General features: G+C 72.3%; 13 protein-coding genes. 8 read left to right on the top strand and 5 right to left on the bottom strand.

Translation table 11 applies throughout. From position 1 onward, the window contains the following. Nucleotides 1–147 precede the first annotated feature (147 nt). Complete coding sequence (locus AB0I04_RS20090) at nt 148–1,677, top strand: MDR family MFS transporter (protein ID WP_360886419.1); 1,530 nt, start codon at nt 148–150, stop codon at nt 1,675–1,677. A gap of 58 nt (nt 1,678–1,735) precedes the next feature. Here the strand turns inward: AB0I04_RS20090 and AB0I04_RS20085 are convergent, their stop codons facing one another. Next, a complete protein-coding gene (locus AB0I04_RS20085; protein ID WP_360886417.1) occupies nt 1,736–2,377 on the bottom strand; it encodes an SDR family oxidoreductase in 642 nt (213 codons plus the stop codon). Nucleotides 2,378–2,553: 176 nt separating this feature from the next. On the opposite strand from AB0I04_RS20085, the gene AB0I04_RS20080 reads away from it, so the two are divergent. After that, nucleotides 2,554–3,396 (top strand): TetR/AcrR family transcriptional regulator, encoded by an 843-nt coding sequence (locus AB0I04_RS20080; RefSeq protein ID WP_360886415.1) that lies wholly within the window; start codon nt 2,554–2,556, stop codon nt 3,394–3,396. A 242-nt stretch (nt 3,397–3,638) separates the two neighbouring features. Here AB0I04_RS20080 and AB0I04_RS20075 read toward each other — a convergent pair whose 3' ends face one another. Genes AB0I04_RS20075 through AB0I04_RS20060 form a run of 4 tightly spaced genes read right to left on the bottom strand, consistent with a single transcriptional unit; the run spans nt 3,639 to nt 5,915 of the window. Next, nucleotides 3,639–4,193, bottom strand: a complete 555-nt coding sequence (locus AB0I04_RS20075) for a Clp protease N-terminal domain-containing protein (RefSeq protein WP_360886413.1) — start codon at nt 4,191–4,193, stop codon at nt 3,639–3,641. Nucleotides 4,194–4,195: 2 nt separating this feature from the next. Continuing rightward, on the bottom strand, nt 4,196–4,429 hold the full coding sequence (locus AB0I04_RS20070; protein ID WP_360886411.1) for an RNA polymerase subunit sigma-70: 234 nt from the start codon (nt 4,427–4,429) through the stop codon (nt 4,196–4,198). A 50-nt stretch (nt 4,430–4,479) separates the two neighbouring features. Continuing rightward, entirely contained in the window at nt 4,480–4,872 is a 393-nt protein-coding gene (locus AB0I04_RS20065) for a PPOX class F420-dependent oxidoreductase (protein WP_360886409.1), read from the bottom strand. Further along, nucleotides 4,869–5,915 carry an alpha/beta fold hydrolase gene (locus AB0I04_RS20060; RefSeq protein ID WP_360886407.1) on the bottom strand — a complete coding sequence of 349 codons (1,047 nt, stop codon included), beginning with the start codon at nt 5,913–5,915 and terminating at the stop codon, nt 4,869–4,871. Before AB0I04_RS20060 ends, AB0I04_RS20065 begins: the two co-directional genes overlap by 4 nt. Before the next feature lie 100 nt (nt 5,916–6,015). Between AB0I04_RS20060 and AB0I04_RS20055 the strand changes: the two genes are divergently transcribed. From AB0I04_RS20055 to AB0I04_RS20030, 6 genes are all read left to right on the top strand, one after another. Further along, nucleotides 6,016–6,468, top strand: a complete 453-nt coding sequence (locus AB0I04_RS20055; RefSeq protein WP_360886405.1) for a MarR family transcriptional regulator — start codon at nt 6,016–6,018, stop codon at nt 6,466–6,468. A 131-nt stretch (nt 6,469–6,599) separates the two neighbouring features. Continuing rightward, complete coding sequence (locus AB0I04_RS20050; protein ID WP_360886403.1) at nt 6,600–8,198, top strand: carboxyl transferase domain-containing protein; 1,599 nt, start codon at nt 6,600–6,602, stop codon at nt 8,196–8,198. Between the two features lie 3 nt (nt 8,199–8,201). Then, nucleotides 8,202–10,127 carry a biotin carboxylase N-terminal domain-containing protein gene (locus AB0I04_RS20045; RefSeq protein ID WP_360886401.1) on the top strand — a complete coding sequence of 642 codons (1,926 nt, stop codon included), beginning with the start codon at nt 8,202–8,204 and terminating at the stop codon, nt 10,125–10,127. Nucleotides 10,128–10,207: 80 nt separating this feature from the next. After that, nucleotides 10,208–10,960 carry an enoyl-CoA hydratase-related protein gene (locus AB0I04_RS20040; RefSeq protein WP_360886399.1) on the top strand — a complete coding sequence of 251 codons (753 nt, stop codon included), beginning with the start codon at nt 10,208–10,210 and terminating at the stop codon, nt 10,958–10,960. After that, nucleotides 10,948–11,733 (top strand): CPBP family intramembrane glutamic endopeptidase, encoded by a 786-nt coding sequence (locus AB0I04_RS20035; RefSeq protein ID WP_360886397.1) that lies wholly within the window; start codon nt 10,948–10,950, stop codon nt 11,731–11,733. The genes AB0I04_RS20040 and AB0I04_RS20035 overlap by 13 nt, the downstream gene beginning before the upstream one ends. A 242-nt stretch (nt 11,734–11,975) precedes the next feature. Beyond that, a complete protein-coding gene (locus tag AB0I04_RS20030; RefSeq protein ID WP_360886395.1) occupies nt 11,976–13,004 on the top strand; it encodes a LacI family DNA-binding transcriptional regulator in 1,029 nt (342 codons plus the stop codon). Nucleotides 13,005–13,064: the final 60 nt, after the last annotated feature.

Here is a 13,064-nt window from a genome sequence, read left to right as displayed (position 1 = left end):
GCGCCGAATCATCGCTCATGGTCCGTTAAGCGGAATTATCGGGTTGAGGTGGAATGCGATCTGGAGTGAGATGGTTGGGCGAGCTAACGGCCGGTCGCTCCCCTCGGGAGGACCGGTCTCGCGCTGCCGGGAGAAAGGGACACCCACGTGACGACGACAAGGCCCCCGTCGACGGCAGAGGGAGTGGGCCTGCGATCCGAACGGGGACCCGTGCTCGCCGCGCTCATGCTCAGCACGGGGCTCGTCGCGCTGGACAGCACGATCATCGCGACCGCGGTGCCGTCCGTGGTCCACGACCTCGGGGGCTTCACGCAGTTCCCGTGGCTGTTCTCGATCTACCTGCTGACCCAGGCGGTCACCGTGCCGCTGTACGGCAAACTGGCCGACGTCTTCGGCCGCAAGCCGATCATGTTCTTCGGGATTGGAGCGTTCCTCCTCGGCTCCGTGCTGTGCGGGGCCGCCTGGAGCATGGTCAGCCTCATCGTGTTCCGAGCCGTGCAGGGAATCGGCGCGGGCGCCGTCCAGCCGATGAGCATGACGATGGTCGGCGACATGTACACCGTCGAGGAACGCGCCCGGGTGCAGGGGTACATCGCCAGCGTCTGGGGCGTGGCCTCGGTCGTCGGCCCGACGCTCGGCGGCGTGTTCTCCGACTACCTGTCGTGGCGCTGGATCTTCTTCGTCAACCTTCCGCTGGGGGCGCTGGCCGCCTTCATGCTCGCGCGGCGGTTCAACGAGGCCGTCGAGCGGCGCTCGCACCGCATCGACTACCCCGGTGCCGCCCTGCTCACGGCCGGTTGCTCCCTGATCATCCTGGGCCTGCTGGAAGGCGGGGTGGCGTGGGGCTGGGCGTCGGCGCCGAGCCTGCTGATCTTCGCGGTCGGCGCGGTCGCCCTCGTGGTCTTCGGCCTGGTGGAACGGCGGGCGGCCGAGCCGATCCTGCCGCTGTGGGTCTTCCGTCACCGCATCCTGACCGGCGGGAATCTCACGGCCGTCACCGTGGGCGCGGTGCTGATCGGGCTCAGCTCGTACGTGCCGACGTACGCCCAGGGAGTGCTGGGCACCAGCGCGTTGGTGGCGGGGTTCGCGCTCGCCGCGCTCACGGTGGGCTGGCCGATCTCCGCCTCACAGTCCGGCCGCCTCTACCTGCGCATCGGATTCCGCGACACCGCGCTGATCGGCAGCGTCGTGGTGGTGGCCGGGACGCTCCTGTGCGTTCCCTTCGGCACGGACACGAAGCTCTGGCAGGTCGGCGGCGCGTGTTTCGTGATCGGCGTCGGCCTGGGCTTCACCTCGAGTCCGACCCTGGTCGCCGTGCAGTCCGTAGTCGGGTGGGATCGCCGCGGCGTCGTCACCGGGACCAACATGTTCGGCCGCTCGCTCGGCAGCGCGGTCGGCGCTGCGGTGTTCGGCGCGATCGCCAACGGGACCCTCGCGAGCCGGTTCGCCCATCCTCCGGCCGCGCTCGCCGGCCGGCTGGGGAAGAACGTCGACGCCGCCAGCCTGGTGTCGGCGGGACGGGGCGGCGCGCGGGACGGGGCGACCGGGGCGTTCGTCCGGTCCTCGCTCTCCCACGCGGCCCACAACGTCTTCCTCACCCTCGTCGTGCTGGCGGTCTTCGGCGTCATGGCGGTGGCCCTGATGCCGCGCCGGGCCGAGCCGCTCGCCCTCGACTGAGGAGCCATGGACGTGCCTGCGGGCGGCGTCCTCACCCGGGCGGATCCACGGCCGCGACTCATTGGGCGAGGGTGGGCGCCTTCCGTGACCAGCGGCTTTCTTCCAGCTCGCGGACGATGAAGCGGGCGAGGTCGGTACGGGCGATCATCCGGCCTCGCGGCGGGGTGATACCCTCGCCGACGCGATATTTCCCGGTGGCGGGAGTGTCCGTCAGCCGGGTGGGACGTACGAATGTCCAGTCCAGAGGACTCTCGCGGATGATCGTCTCCATGCGGCGCATGTCGCCGTAGAGCTCTTTGAGCAGCGTGTGCGCGACGGCGCGGTACCACAGCGGGAAGCCCGGGTCGTCGTCGCGGACTCCGGCGGAGGAGATGGTGAGCAGACGACGCACGCCCGTCGCCGTCATCGCGGCGACAAGGGATCGGGCGGCGCCGGAGTACAGGCCCTGCGCACTGCGGCCGGCCGGCCCGATCGCGGAGACGACGGCGTCGTGGCCGGCCAGGGCGGCACGGACCTCGGCCGGATCGCGTACGTCCGCCCGAGCCACCGAAATACGTCTCGCGGCCTCCACCGCCAACTCAGGGCTGAAACGGCCAGGGTCGCGTACGGCCGCGGTGACGGTGTGGCCGGCGTGCAGCGCTTCGCGGACGATGACCTCTCCGGTGCGTCCGGCGGCACCGAAGACGATGAGACGGCTCATGACGCCCTTTCTTCCGTGTGAGCGATCGTGGCGGCGCTCGGGCCGCGTGGGCAGTGCCCCAGAACGGAACGTACAGTACCAGTAAGAATTCTGTGGCTATAAAAATATAGTGGCGGTATCTCTGTTACCGTGGTTCCGGCCGCGTACCGGTGACGCGGAAGACGAGGAGGAGATGGGTGGCGGAAGGGCTGCGGGAGCGTAAGAAACGCCAGACCCGGCAGCAGATCTCCGACACCGCGACGGCCCTGTTCTTCGCGCGGGGGTTCGACGCGGTGCGGGTCGTCGACGTGGCGGCCGCCTGCGGGGTGTCGGAGAAGACCGTCTACAACTACTTCCCGACCAAGGAATCCCTGCTGCTGGACCGCGAAGCCCACCTCTCCGACATGCTGCGTGAGGCGTTGGACCCGGCCGCGCTCATCGCCTCGCCGATCGAGGCCGTGAAACAGGCGTTCATCGCTGAGATCGGCGCCTTCTTCGAGCGCTCGGGGACCGCGGGGGGCGACTTCCGGCAGGTGCTGCGTTTGGCCGAGGTCATCGAGTCGTCGCCTTCGCTGCGGGCGGCCCAGCGCGACATGATGGACCGCCTCGCTCAGGTCGCCGCGGAGGCGATGGCCCGGCGGGCGGGCCTGGACCCCTTCGACCCGGCATCGCAGATCGCCGCCAACGCCATCACCGGTCTGTGGGCGGTCGCCTTCCGTGCCCTGCGGCGCGAGGCGAAGACCGCGACCGATGCCGTCGGCGCCCGTGCCGCGGTCGTCGCCGACATCGAACAGGCGGCGAGTCTGCTGGAGACGGGACTCTGGTCCTTCGCCCTGCTGGTGCAGGGGCATGACGACCCTGATCACCTCGCCAGGGCGGCGCGGGCCTGTGACCGGTCGCGCGAGCAGGTACTGACCCGCCTGCGTCGCGCCCGCGACGCCTGGGCGGGGGCGGGGCATGCCGACGCGCCCGGCTCTTCCGGCCCCCGGACGCGTCCGGGCGGCGAGCCGTCCGGTTCTGCCACGCGATCCCCGCTCTGACCCGGCCGCCGTCCACAGGGCGGGTGGAGGGCTCATCGCCTTCTCTCAGGCGGGCAATGGCGATGAGCCCGCACTCGACGGCGTCGAACCACCCTCGTCGTGCCGGCGGTCCTCGGCGTCATGGCGGTGGCCCTGATGCCGCGCCGGGACGAGCCGCTCGCCCTCGACTGAACGCCCGCCGTTGCGGGCGACGGAGGAGGGTCCGGTCGGCCGCGCCGGACCCTCGTACTCGACGCCCTTCGTCAGGCCGCCTTCGGCGGGATGCGACGGGTGACGTCGTCGCGGAGGGCGGCCAGGTCGACGCCGGAGTTGGCGAGAGCGTGGACCGCCAGGCCATTGCCCTCGCGGAGCAGGCCGAGCAGGAGGTGCCCGCTGCCGATGTAGTTGTGCCCGAGGGCGAGGGCCTCCCGGAGCGCCAGCTCCAGGACCTTCTTGGCCCGCCTGGTGAAGGGGATGTGGCCCTTCCTCACCTCCCGGCGTGCCTTCGGTTCGAGGGCTCCGGGCCCGAAACTGGCCTCGGTCGCCTGGCGCACCTGGTCCAGATCGATGCCGATCGTGGCCAGCGCCTCCGAGTCGAGCTCGTTGTCGGGCGGGGCGATGAGCCCGATGATCCGCCGGCTCAGGTCCGGCCCGGTGACGCCCTGGGCGATCAGGGCCTGGGCCGCCGGACCGTGGCCTTCGCTCAGGATGGCCAGCAGCAGGTGCTCCGTGCCGATGAACGGATGGCCGAGCCGCCGGGCCTCATCCTGGGAGAGCCGCACCACCAGGCGGGCCTGGTCGGTGAACCGTTCGAACATCGCTACCGCTCCTTTCCGAGGATCCGCCGGCCACCGCCGTGCTTCTTGTGGACCGCCTGCCGGCTGACGCCGAGGCAGACGGCGATCTCCTGCCAGGACCATCCCTGGCCACGCGCGTTCTCGACCTGCAGCGCCTCCAGGCGCTCGGCGAGTTCGCGCAGCGCGCGCACCGCTCGCAACCCGATCGCCGGGTCGCGGCTGCTCGCCTCCTGGGCGAGCTGGACTCCATCGCTCATGCCGTCAACATAGGTTGACAGCGTGGCGGCTGTCAACCCAAGTTGACGCATTACTGGAATGTCACGTGCGTCGGGCGCATCACCAGGACGACCCGCCGCTCCGCGTCGGGCAGCGGCGGCTCGTAGGCGAGGCCGTAGCGGCGGGCGAGGACGTCGAAGAACGCGCCTTCGGGGTCGGGCTCGACGCCCTCGACGAGGCCGCGCACCTCCAGATAGCGGTACGGCCGGTCGGGATCGTTGACGGAGATCGCGACGGCCGGCTCGCGCTGGACGTTGCGGCACTTCTGGCGATCGGTCGTCGTGGTGAACCGCAGGTGCTCGCCGTCCCAGAGCATCCACACCGGAGTGACCTGCGGGCGTCCGCCGGGCCCCGTCGTGGCCAGATGGGCGAACAGCGGGCGTTGGAGAAGGTCCCGGTGGCTCTCGGGAATGGTGGTGGTCATCGATCGCTCCCGGTCAGGTGTCGGGCGAGCCGGTCGGCCGCAAGGGGAAGCCATGTCCATCGGGCGTTGGCCACCAGGTGGTCGCCCTCGGGGATCAGGAGGTACTCGCCGCGCGGCGCGTTCCGGGCGAGGTCCTCGCCGTTGGTCGCGCCCGGGATGACGTCCCGACCGCCGTCGACGACCAGGAGCGGCTGCTCAATGCGCTCGGGCACGCCGGTCGCGTCGACGCGACGGGCGAACTCCCGGGCGGCGTCCACTCCGCCGGTGCGCAGCGTGAGCGTCTCGGTGACGAACGGCGGGAGCGCGTCCCAGTCGAGCCGGGTCACACCGCTGACCAGCACCCCGCTCCGGAGGCGTGGCTCGGCGGCCAGCGACAGGGCCCCGTAGAAGCCGCCGAGGCTGAGGGCGATCGCGCCGATCCGTCCGGTGTCCAGGTCGTCCCGGCCGGCGATCGCGTCGATCGCGGCGGAGGTGACCTTGTCGTAGTCGGGTCGTGGCGCGGTCCGGGGAGCGAGCTCGCCCTGGCCTGGGCCGTCGATGGCCAGCGTCGCCAGGCCCCGCCGCAGCAGCGCGTCGGCGATGGAGGCGAACTCCTCCTTGCCGGAGTCCATCCCCGGGATCACCACGACGAGCGGCGGCCGCGGGACTCCGGGCGGCCGGCGCAGGGTCCCGACGACGTCGCCGGCGTCGACCCGTTCCCAGGTGGGGTCCAGGCAGGTGAGCGCCCGGCGCATCGCGTCGGCGGACTCGCCGTGGCCGTTCCGGTCGGGGTGGGGGATCGTCGTGGCGAAGTGGAGCCACAGCGCGGCGTCCCGGTAGGCCTCGCCCGCCGAGACGGGCCGGCCCTCGCTCTCGGCCCGCTCACCCGCCTCCAGGTGCTCCCGGCCGGCTCGGCGGAAGGCCCTCGGCCAGTCGCGCAGGGCGGTCATCCCGGCCGTGACGGCGTCGTACTCGCAGGCGTCCACGCCCGCCGACATCGCGCGTGAGCGGGCCGAGGCGATGAACGCCGGCAACGCCGCCGGATCGTCCAAGAAGGTCAACACGCACCTCCACGTCGTTCGGATGGGTACGGGGCTGAAACTTATCAAGACCTTGATATCTGTCAAGATACGAACGATCGATCGGGTCTGTATGATCCGGGACATGGGCATGCCGCTGGACGAACGCCTCGGAATGGACCTCAAGCGGGTGGAGCAGGAGCTCATGGCGGCCAAGCACGCCGCCGTCAAGGTCGCCGGGCTGACCGTCCCGCAGTACGCCGCGCTGTACGTCCTCGCCGACAACCCCGGCATGTCGGGCGCCGCCCTGGCCCGCGCCTGCGTCGTCACCCCCCAGGCGATGACGGGCGTGCTGAAGAACCTCGAGGAGCGCGGCCTGGTCGAGCGCACCCCGCACCGCTGGCACCGCAACGTGCTGGAGACGCGGCTCACCGAGAAGGGCCGGGCGGCGCTCGAGAAGGCGGACGCGCGGGCCTCGGCGATCGAGCGCCGCGTCTCCGGGGAGTTCACCCCCGAGGAGCGCGACACCCTCCGCGCCTTCCTCGCCCGGTTCGCCAAGGCCATCCAGGCCGAGGCGGCCGACCAGGCGACCGAATGAGACCCGGGTTCCCGGCTCGGCGGCTGACCGAATGAGATTCGACTCACCGTCCCGGCGATCTTCCGCTGCGCCGGTGCGGTTGGCCATACTCGACGGACGGGCCTGGGGGCCACGGTGACGGAGGGGATGGGATGACGGTTCTCACCAGCGCGCTCGACACCGCCGGCCCGGCCTATGCCGCCCGGCGGGCGGCGATGCTGGCCAAGCTGGCGGAGCTGGACGCCGAGCACGCCAAGGCGGTCGCGGGCGGCGGCCCGAAGTACGTCGAACGGCACCGGAAGCGCGGCAAACTGCTGGCCCGGGAGCGGATCGAGCTGCTGATCGACCCGGACTCGCCGTTCCTGGAGCTGTCGCCGCTGGCCGCCTGGGGCACTGACTTCACCGTCGGCGCGAGCGTGGTCGTCGGCATCGGCGTGGTGGAGGGCGTCGAGTGCGTGATCGGCGCCAGCGACCCGACCGTACGCGGCGGGTCCAGCAACCCGTGGACGATGCGCAAGTCGTTCCGGGCCGCCGAGATCGCGCTACGTAACCGGCTGCCGCTGATCAACCTGGTCGAGTCCGGCGGCGCGGACCTGCCGACGCAGAAGGAGATCTTCATCCCGGGAGGCCGCACCTTCCGCGATCTGACCCGGCTGTCGGCCGCCGGCATCCCGACGATCGCCCTCGTGTTCGGCAACTCCACCGCCGGCGGCGCGTACCTGCCCGGCATGAGCGACTACGTCGTCATGGTCAAGGACCGCGCCAAGGTCTTCCTCGGCGGCCCGCCGCTGGTCAAGATGGCCACCGGTGAGGAGTCCGACGACGAGAGCCTCGGCGGCGCCGAGATGCACGCCCGCACCAGCGGCCTGGCCGACTACATGGCCGCCGACGAGCACGACGCGCTGCGGATCGGCCGCCGCATCGTCGCCCGGCTCGACTGGCGCAAGCAAGGACGCGAACCGCTGCCCGCGCGCCCGCCCGCGTACGACGAGGACGAACTGCTGGGCATCCTCCCGGAGGACCTCAAGGTCCCGTTCGACCCGCGCGAGGTGATCGCCCGGATCGTCGACGGCTCCGACTTCGACGAGTTCAAGCCGCTGTACGGCGACAGCCTCGTCACCGGCTGGGCGACGCTACACGGCTACCCGATCGGGATCCTCGCCAACGCGCGCGGCGTGCTGTTCGGCGAAGAGGCGCAGAAGGCCGCGCAGTTCATCCAGCTGGCGAACCAGAGCGGCACGCCGCTGCTGTTCCTGCAGAACACCACCGGCTACATGGTCGGCGCCGAGTACGAGCAGGGCGGCATCATCAAGCACGGCGCGATGATGATCAACGCGGTGTCCAACAGCCGGGTGCCGCACCTCACCGTGGTCATGGGCGCCTCGTACGGGGCGGGCAACTACGGCATGTGCGGCCGGGCGTACGACCCGCGCTTCCTGTTCACCTGGCCGAGCGCCAAGTCCGCCGTGATGGGCCCGGCGCAGCTGGCCGGCGTGCTGTCCATCGTCGGGCGCCAGGCCGCCCAGGCGCGCGGGCAGGCCTACGACGAGGAGGCCGATACTCAGATGCGCGCGATGGTCGAGCAGCAGATCGAGGCCGAGTCGCTGCCGTTCTTCCTGTCCGGGCGGCTGTACGACGACGGCGTGATCGACCCGCGCGACACCCGCACCGTCCTCGGCCTCTGCCTGTCCGCGATCAACAGTGCCCCCGCCGCCGAGCCCGCGCAGGGCTTCGGCGTCTTCAGGATGTAGGCGATGATCTCACGACTGCTCGTCGCGAACCGTGGCGAGATCGCCCGCCGGGTGTTCCGCACCTGCCGCGATCTCGGCATCACCACGGTCGCCGTCTTCTCCGATCCCGACGCGTCGCTGCCGCACGCCGGCGAGGCCGACCTGGCGGTGCGCCTGCCCGGCGCGACCCCCACCGAGACGTACCTCGACCAGAAGGCGATCATCGCGGCCGCCAAGGCCTCCGGCGCGGACGCGATCCACCCCGGCTACGGCTTCTTGTCGGAGAACGCCGCGTTCGCCGACGCGGTGGTCGCCGCCGGGCTCACCTGGGTCGGTCCGTCCCCGGCGGCGATCGCCGCGATGGGCTCCAAGATCGAGGCCAAGCGGCTGATGAAAGAGGCGGGCGTGCCCGTCCTGCCGGAGCTGGACCCCGAGACGGTGACCGACTTCCCGGTGCTGGTCAAGGCGTCGGCGGGCGGCGGCGGCCGGGGCATGCGCGTCGTCCGGGCCGCCGAGGAGTTGCCCGGCGCCGTCGAGGCGGCGCGGCGGGAGGCGGCCTCGGCGTTCGGCGACCCCACGGTCTTCTGCGAGCCGCTGCTGACCGGCGCCCGCCACATCGAGGTGCAGGTCCTCGCGGACTCCCACGGCACGGTCTGGACGCTGGGGGAGCGGGAGTGCTCCATCCAGCGGCGCCACCAGAAGGTGATCGAGGAGTCCCCGTCCCCGGTGGTCGACGCCGCCCTGCGGCAGCGACTGTCGGAGGCGGCGTCCGCGGCGGCCCGCGCGATCGGGTACACCGGCGCGGGCACCGTGGAGTTCATGCTCGCCCCCGACGGCGGCTTCTACTTCCTCGAGGTCAACACCCGGCTGCAGGTCGAGCACCCGGTCACCGAGTGCGTGTACGGCGTCGATCTGGTCGCGCTGCAGATCGACGTGGCCGAGGGCGCCGTGCTGCGCGACCCGCCCCGCCCGCGCGGCCACGCGATCGAGGCGCGGCTCTACGCCGAGGACCCCGCCGAGGGGTACCGGCCGCACAGCGGCCCGCTCCACGCGTTCGCGATCCCGGGCGTGGACGCCGAGTTCGCCGTCCCGTCGGGGTACGGGCTGCGGCTGGACTCCGGCGTCGTCTCCGGCAGCGTCGTCTCCACGCACTACGACCCGATGCTCGCCAAGGTCATCGCCTACGCGCCCACCCGCGCCGCGGCGGTGCGCCGCCTGGCCGCCGCCCTGGCCGGGGCCCGCGTCCACGGCCTCGTCACCAACCGGGACCAGCTCGTCACCACGCTGCGGCACGAGGCCTTCCGCCGCGGCGCCACCGACACCGGCTTCCTCGACCGGCATCCCACCACCGCGCCGCTCGCCGGCGAGGAGGCAGTCCGTCTGTCGGCGCTCGCCGCCGCCCTCGCGCGGGCCGCCGCGAACCGCCGGGCGGCCCCGGTGCTGCGCGACCTGCCCGGCGGCTGGCGCAACGTCCCGTCCCAGCCGCAGCGCGCCGTCTTCGAGGAAGCGGAGGTCGCCTACCGCATCACCCGCGACGGCCTGGCCGCCGAGGGCCATGCGGGCGTCGCGCTGGTGTCCGCCGAGCCCGGCGAGGTCGTCCTCGACGAGGATGGCGTACGGCTCCGGTTCGCCGTGGCGTCGTACGACCGGCGCGTGCACGTGGACTCCGTCCTCGGGCCGGTGACCCTCACCGCGGTCGAGCGGCTGCCCGATCCGGCCGAGCAGGTCGCGCCGGGCACGCTGGTCGCCCCGATGCCCGGCTCGGTGGTCCGGGTCGCGGTGCGCGAGGGCGAGACCGTCGAGCGCGGGCAGCCGGTGCTGTGGCTCGAGGCGATGAAGATGGAGCACCAGATCCTCGCCCCGGCCGCCGGGGTCGTCACGGCGCTGCACGCCGAGGTCGGCCGCCAGGTCGAGACCGGCGCCGTCCTCGCCGTCGTCGCCGAGAGCTGACCCGGGCGCCGAGGAGATCCCGGCCGCGGTCCGCGTACCCCGTGGCGCGTCCGGCCCGCCGATGCACCAGGATGTGATCCATGGAACCGCTCGTCCGTCTCACCGCCGAGGGCGGCGTCGCGACCGTCACCCTCGACTCGCCGCGGAACCGCAACGCGCTGTCCCGCCGGCTCGTCACCGAGCTGCGCGAGACGCTGACCGCCGTCACCGCCGACGACGCCGTGCGCGTCGTCGTGCTCACGGGCACCGGACCGGTGTTCTGCGCGGGCGCGGACCTGAAGGAGCAGTCGGCGGGCGAGCCTCCACCGGACGTCCCGGGGCTGCTGACGCTCGTCTGGGACAGCCCGAAGCCGGTGGTCGCGCGGCTCAACGGGCCCGCGCGGGCCGGTGGGCTCGGGCTGGTCACCGCCTGTGACATCGCGATCGCGCCCGACACCGCGACGTTCGCCTTCAGCGAGGTGCGGCTCGGCGTCGTGCCCGCCATGATCGCGGTGACCTGCCTGCGCCGCATGGATCAGCGTGCCGCCGCCGAGTACTTCCTGACCGGGGAGGTCTTCGACGCCCGGCGGGCGCGGGAGATCGGCCTGCTCAACCGTGCCGTGCCGCCGGAGGAGCTCGACGCGACCGTCGCCCACTACACGGGGATGCTGCTGCGCGGAGCGCCGGAGGCCCTCGCCCTCGCCAAGCGGCTGCCGCGCACGGTGCCGGGCCCGTCGGTGGAGGAGGACTTCGCGCGGATGGCCGCGTTGTCCGCGGAGCGGTTCGCCTCGGAGGAGGCGCGGGAGGGCATCGCGGCGTTCCTGGAGAAGCGTGACCCGCGGTGGATCCCGTGACCGTCGCCGACGTCCGCGCCGAGCCGCTGAGCCGGCGGCTGCTCACCGCCGAGATCTGGGTCGTCTTCGCGGTCTCCCTCGGCGCGAGCGGAGTCCAGGCCCTGCTGCAGCTGATCGCCTCGCTCACCCGGCCGAAGGCGCTGTCGCACCAGAAGGCCCTGATCGTCGGCTCGTACGCGCCCGGACGGCCCTGGATCGACCTGACGTTCCAGCTGTTCGGCATCGCGAGCGCGCTGGCGCCGGTCGCGCTCGTCGCCTACCTGCTGGCCCGCTCGGGCGAGTCCCTCAAGACGCTGGGCGTGGACCGCCGCCGGCCGCTGCAGGACCTCCTGCGGGGCGCGGCGCTGGCCGCCGTCGTCGGCGGTACGGGCCTCGCGTTCTACCTCGCCGCGTACTACTCGGGGGCCAACCTCGCCGTCGTCCCGGCGCAGCTGCCGGCCGTGTGGTGGCGCATCCCGGTGCTGCTGCTGTCCGCCGCGCAGAACGGCATCCTCGAAGAGGTCATCGTCGCCGGGTACCTGCTGCACCGGCTGTCGCAGCTCGAGTGGTCGCCGGGCCGGGCCCTGACGCTGAGCGCCGTGCTACGCGGCTCGTACCATCTCTACCAGGGGTTCGGTGGCTTCGCCGGGAACCTGATCATGGGGTTGCTGTTCGGTGTCCTGTACCGGCGATGGGGCCGCGCCATGCCGCTCATCGTCGCCCACACCCTGATCGACGCCGTCACATTCGTGGGCTACACGCTCCTGCACGGACACGTGTCCTGGCTGCCCTGAACGCCACGTCTTTCTTCCTCTTTCATGGATTTTCACGGCGGATAGCCGGTCCGTCAGGACGGCTCCGCGGGCAACCCGCCTGCTCTTCCGCAGGGCCGGACGTGCGGTGATCGCCGTCAGGAAACTCCACGTTTACACGGTTGATACATTCCTCTTGACAACCCTTTCGCGCGCCTTGGATGGTGGGAGCGCTCCCACACCCCCGCCACTCGAGCCGTTAGCGCCCGAAGGGAGTCATTTCCGTGAACGGAAGGGAACTCTCCGCACCCTCCTGCACCACGGCCGAGACGCCGACGCTCGCCCACGTCGCCGCCCTCGCCGGAGTTTCACCCGCCACAGCATCACGCGTCATCAACGGCACCGCCCGGGTCAGCCCGCGCGCCCGCTCCCGCGTTGAAGAGGCCGTCCAACGGCTCGGCTACGTGCGTCACCGCGCCGCCCCCGCGGATCGCCGTAGCGGGTCGATCGCGGCGGTCGTCTGCGAGGACGACGCCCGCGTCTTCACCGACCACTTCTACGCCCGGTTGTTCTCCGGCGTCCGGCGCGAGCTCGGCGACCAACGTGAGCTGGTCGTCCTGGTCGTCGGACGGTCCGGTCGCTGGGGCACCGTCGCCGAGTACCTGCGCGGCGGTCGTGCCGACGGCGTGCTCCTCATCAGCGCGCACGGAGCCCCCGCCATGGCCCTCCGCCAGACCGGGGTCCCCGTCCTGCTGGCCGGGCGTCCCCTCTGGACGACGCCGCTGCCGTACGTCGACGCCGACAACCGCGGCGGCGCCCGTACGGCGGTCGACTACCTGCTCAAGTGCGGGCGCCAGACGATCGGCACGATCGCCGGGCCGCCCGACCGAGCCGTGGGGGTCGACCGGCTGGCCGGATACCGCGCCGCCGTCGGCGACGCCGGCCTGCCCACCTCCGGATTGATCACTTATGGAGATCTGCACCAGGCGTCGGGCGAGCACGCGATGAACCGCCTGCTGGACCGCAGGCCCGACATCGACGCCGTGCTGGCCGCCTCCGACCAGATGGCCGTGGGCGCGCTGCGCGCCCTGCGCCGCACCGGCCGAAGGGTCCCGGACGACGTGGCCGTCGTCGGCTTCGACGACTCGCCGATCGCCGGGCGCGTCCGTCCACGGCTGACGACCGTACGTCAGCCGATCGAGGACATGGGCGTCCGGATGGCCCGCGAGCTGCTCGGCCGCATCGCCGGCGACGCGCCCGTCGGCCAGGGCGTCGTGCTCAACACCAAGTTGATCATCCGCGACTCCGCGTGACCCGGCCCGTACGGCCGACCCCTCAGCAGCCGGCCCGGCGGGCCGGTGGTGCCCCCCGTC

Source organism: Actinoallomurus sp. NPDC050550, assembly GCF_040655075.1.
In the GTDB taxonomy this organism is placed as follows: Bacteria; Actinomycetota; Actinomycetes; order Streptosporangiales; family Streptosporangiaceae; genus Actinoallomurus.
Note: the sequence above shows the minus strand (reverse complement) of the source record. Positions and strands in the feature narration are given on the sequence as shown.

Excerpts from the sequence above, each read along its gene's own strand:
- AB0I04_RS20085 (WP_360886417.1), bottom strand. The coding sequence starts at position 2,377 with ATGAGCCGTCTCATCGTCTTCGGTGCCGCCGGACGCACCGGAGAGGTC.
- AB0I04_RS20075 (WP_360886413.1), bottom strand. The coding sequence starts at position 4,193 with ATGTTCGAACGGTTCACCGACCAGGCCCGCCTGGTGGTGCGGCTCTCC.
- AB0I04_RS20070 (WP_360886411.1), bottom strand. The coding sequence starts at position 4,429 with ATGAGCGATGGAGTCCAGCTCGCCCAGGAGGCGAGCAGCCGCGACCCG.
- AB0I04_RS20065 (WP_360886409.1), bottom strand. The coding sequence starts at position 4,872 with ATGACCACCACCATTCCCGAGAGCCACCGGGACCTTCTCCAACGCCCG.
- AB0I04_RS20055 (WP_360886405.1), top strand. The coding sequence starts at position 6,016 with ATGGGCATGCCGCTGGACGAACGCCTCGGAATGGACCTCAAGCGGGTG.
- AB0I04_RS20050 (WP_360886403.1), top strand. The coding sequence starts at position 6,600 with ATGACGGTTCTCACCAGCGCGCTCGACACCGCCGGCCCGGCCTATGCC.
- AB0I04_RS20045 (WP_360886401.1), top strand. The coding sequence starts at position 8,202 with ATGATCTCACGACTGCTCGTCGCGAACCGTGGCGAGATCGCCCGCCGG.
- AB0I04_RS20040 (WP_360886399.1), top strand. The coding sequence starts at position 10,208 with ATGGAACCGCTCGTCCGTCTCACCGCCGAGGGCGGCGTCGCGACCGTC.